The sequence below is a fragment of the Gilliamella sp. Imp1-1 genome (assembly GCF_001690415.1).
GTDB lineage: Bacteria > Pseudomonadota > Gammaproteobacteria > Enterobacterales > Orbaceae > Gilliamella > Gilliamella bombi.
Map to the genome: position 1 here is coordinate 1 of NZ_LZHK01000057.1, position 3434 is coordinate 3434.

The following is a 3434-nucleotide window of genomic DNA, read 5'->3' on the forward strand; positions in this document are numbered from 1 at the left end:
CTGGGCTGTAATAAAGCATGAGGTATTTTTCAACTTGACGCCATACCGAAGACTCTATTGCCTTACCATTACCGCTGTTTTTTCGCCTTTTCCTAGCTAGGGTTACCGCATCATGTGCTTGATAGGCTTGATTAGGTTTTGAGTTTCTTTTTATCTCTCGACTTATTGTCGAAGGATGTCTATTGAGTAGCTGGGCTATCTCTTTTTTATTCTTTCCGGCTTGTAATAATACGAAAATCTGGTATCTTTCCTTCCTAGAAAGGTGATTATAATACATAGCAATCTCCAAACTGTGGTGGTGCGAAGGTGCTAGTATAAATCACCTTTCTACTTTCTTCACTCCACCGTGTTTAAAATTGCACTTCATGTTTGAATCCAGGTCATTAAATAAAACAATTTGACCATAAGATGCTTTTGCTGTGAACTCAAAATCGAGTAAACTAACTAACAAACCATTCTTTGGCTTTAATAAATTCCACAACAAAAGTAGATAACGTGATGAACGAACAATTAAACTCAGATAACGAAAATATCAAATCTAAAAGAACCATTCGTAGTTTTGTTTTACGGCAAGGTCGTTTAACAAAAGGCCAAGAACAGGCATTAATAAGTTTATGGCCGGTATTTGGTATTGAATATGATGTAAATTCACCAATGGTTTTTGACTCTAACAAACAGGCTATTCTTGAAATTGGATTTGGTATGGGTGCTTCGTTAATTGAAATGGCTAAAAATGCACCTAATAAGAATTTTTTAGGAATAGAAGTACACAAACCCGGGGTTGGTGCTTGTTTGATGGCAATTGAAGAAAATCAATTATCAAACTTAAAAGTGATGTGTCACGATGCTGTTGAAGTATTAGAAAATATGATCCCTAATCATACATTAGACAAAGTACAAATTTTTTTCCCTGATCCTTGGCATAAAGCAAGACATAACAAGCGCCGCATTATTCAACCCCAATTTGTTCAGTTAATTCGAAAAAAATTAAAATTAGGTGGAATTTTGCACCTAGCTACCGATTGGCAACATTATGCAGAACATATGTTAGAGGTTTTAACCCAAGCTGAAGGTTTTGAAAATTTATCACCAAGCGGTGACTATATTCCGAGACCTGATGATAGACCAATTACTAAATTTGAAAAACGAGGTCAAAATTTAGGCCATGGCGTTTGGGATCTTCAATTTGTAAACAAATAATTATGCTAAGGAGCCACTATGCAAAATCAAACCATCGATCTACTTTGTCGACACCGCTCTATTCGTGCTTATAAAACAACTAGTTTAACTCAAGAACAAATAGCGTCTATAGTTCGATCAGCACAGTCGGCTTCTAGTTCTAACTTTATTCAATGTTCGACAATTATTCGTATTACAGATCCTCAAAAACGCGAAAAACTAGCTCATTATGCTGGTGTTCAAAAATATGTTAACCAAGCTCCTGAATTTTGGGTATTTTGCGCCGATTTTAATCGTCATTTTCAAATAGATCCAACACTCAATCTTGGCAAAGCAGAGCAGTTATTATTGGGCTGTGTTGATACAGCAATTATGGCTCAAAATGCAGTAATAGCGGCTGAATCCTTAGGACTTGGTGCTGTGTATATTGGTGGACTGCGAAATGATCTTGATAAAGTAACCCAATTACTTGAGTTACCAAAATATGTTCTTCCTCTTTTTGGGCTTTGCCTTGGTTACCCCGATCATAATCCAGAAATAAAACCGAGGTTACCTAAAGAGCTTCTCTTTTTTGAAAACCAATATCAACCACTTGATCATGCAACTTTAGCAAAATATGATACCCAAATAGGTGATTACTATCAAAACCGTAGTACTAATCAAAAAACCGGTGGTTGGAGTGATAAAATTGCAAATACAATAAATAATGAACAACGTGATTTTATTTTAGATTATTTACATAAACAAGGATGGATCACAAAATGAAAAATAACCATTACCAATTAGATAAAATCGTTATACTTAGCCGTCATGGTATTCGTACGCCATTACAAAATACTTTGCAGTTTTTAGAAAAAGTGACTCCCTTTAAATGGCCTAAATGGGATCATCCATATGGTTATTTGACCACTCGTGGTGGAATATTAGAAGTTTATTTTGGCCGCTATTTATCGACTTGGCTTGAAAAACACAATATAAAATTATCAAAACATAATACTGAATTATTCGTGTATTCTAATAGTTTGCAAAGAACCGTCGCGACAGCTCAATTTATGACAGCTGGTGCCTTTGCTGGGTATGATATTCCTATTCATCATAAATATGCCATTGAAAAAATGGATCCGATTTTCGATCCTAGCTTGCAAGACGATTCAACTGAGTTTAAAAATGCGGTTTTGCGTGATATTGAAGAAGCTGACAAAGCAGCCAATATTTTTAAAAGCCTAGCACCAGCTTATGAAACCCTTTCCGATATTTTGGATTATAAGCATTCAAAATTATATGCTGAATATAAATGCGATTTAGCCGATATTCCATCCGAACTTTATTTTAAAAAACATGAAGAACCAGCACTCCTCGGACCACTTGCGATAGGTATTTCAGCCGTTGATGCATTCTTATTGCAATACTATTCGGCCTTTCCAAAAGAACAAATTGCATGGGGTAGACTAACTAGCCAAGAGCAGTGGCAACAAATTAGCGCAATTCGTAATCAATATATAAATTTAGTTTGCCATTCTAAGACACTTGCTAAACATTCAGCGGCACTTATTATCAACATGATAAACGATCTTATGCTACAGGATAGTAAAGTCAATTTACTTGTTGGACACGATAGTACCATCGCTTCATTACTGGGTGCATTAGACTTTAAAGACTACCAACTACCAAATCAATTTGAAATAACCCCAATTGGTGGAAAAGTAGCTTTACAGCGTTTTCGTCACCTATCTACAGGCGAATACTTTTTTAAAGCCGAATATATTTATCAAAGTTTTGAACAACTCCATAACGGGCTAGCACTTGATGACAATAATTTACCACAACATTATCAACTTGATTTGGAAAATGCTTCTGTTAATAATGATGGTTATTATTATTGGTCAGATTTTGAGGAACGAATAAAATCAATTAAAACTAGGTAATTAACCATTAGGTTATCTAATTTTTCCAATTTAATTAAGATTAAACAAATTAATAATAAAAAGTTAAGCTAATACTAGGGGCTGTTGATCTTTGCTGTACATAAATTACTCAACAATACATTGGCAGCCACATTAACATAAATGCCAGTGATACCATACTGGCATAATTCCTTTCTAACTTATCGTATCTAGTTGATATTGAACGATATTGCTTGATTCTAGCAAAGGCATTCTCGACTAAATGACGATAGCGATAAAGGCACCTATCCATACTGCTTTTATCTATATCCTTACCATAATTACGTTTAGCAATCACCGTTCGTCCGCCTT

5 protein-coding genes are annotated in these 3434 nt (G+C 35.1%); 3 read left to right on the forward strand and 2 right to left on the reverse strand.

The window, feature by feature from the left end; genetic code table 11:
- Positions 1-277, reverse strand: a 277-nt coding sequence (locus A9G38_RS05630; RefSeq protein WP_065623170.1) for a helix-turn-helix domain-containing protein, incomplete at its 3' end; no start/stop codon positions are given.
- Positions 278-495: 218 nt separating this feature from the next.
- Between A9G38_RS05630 and trmB the strand changes: the two genes are divergently transcribed.
- The 3 genes from trmB to A9G38_RS05645 are packed head-to-tail and all read left to right on the forward strand — an operon-like array spanning position 496 to position 3104.
- A complete protein-coding gene (gene trmB / locus A9G38_RS05635; protein WP_034915714.1) occupies positions 496-1200 on the forward strand; it encodes a tRNA (guanosine(46)-N7)-methyltransferase TrmB in 705 nt (234 codons plus the stop codon).
- Positions 1201-1218: 18 nt separating this feature from the next.
- Positions 1219-1944, forward strand: a complete 726-nt coding sequence (gene nfsA / locus A9G38_RS05640) for an oxygen-insensitive NADPH nitroreductase (RefSeq protein WP_034915719.1) — start codon at positions 1219-1221, stop codon at positions 1942-1944.
- Positions 1941-3104 carry a histidine-type phosphatase gene (locus A9G38_RS05645; protein WP_051634377.1) on the forward strand — a complete coding sequence of 388 codons (1164 nt, stop codon included), beginning with the start codon at positions 1941-1943 and terminating at the stop codon, positions 3102-3104. The genes nfsA and A9G38_RS05645 overlap by 4 nt, the downstream gene beginning before the upstream one ends.
- A 109-nt stretch (positions 3105-3213) precedes the next feature.
- On the opposite strand, the gene A9G38_RS11675 is transcribed toward A9G38_RS05645, so the two are convergent.
- Positions 3214-3434, reverse strand: a 221-nt coding sequence (locus A9G38_RS11675) for a transposase (RefSeq protein WP_141671736.1), incomplete at its 5' end; no start/stop codon positions are given.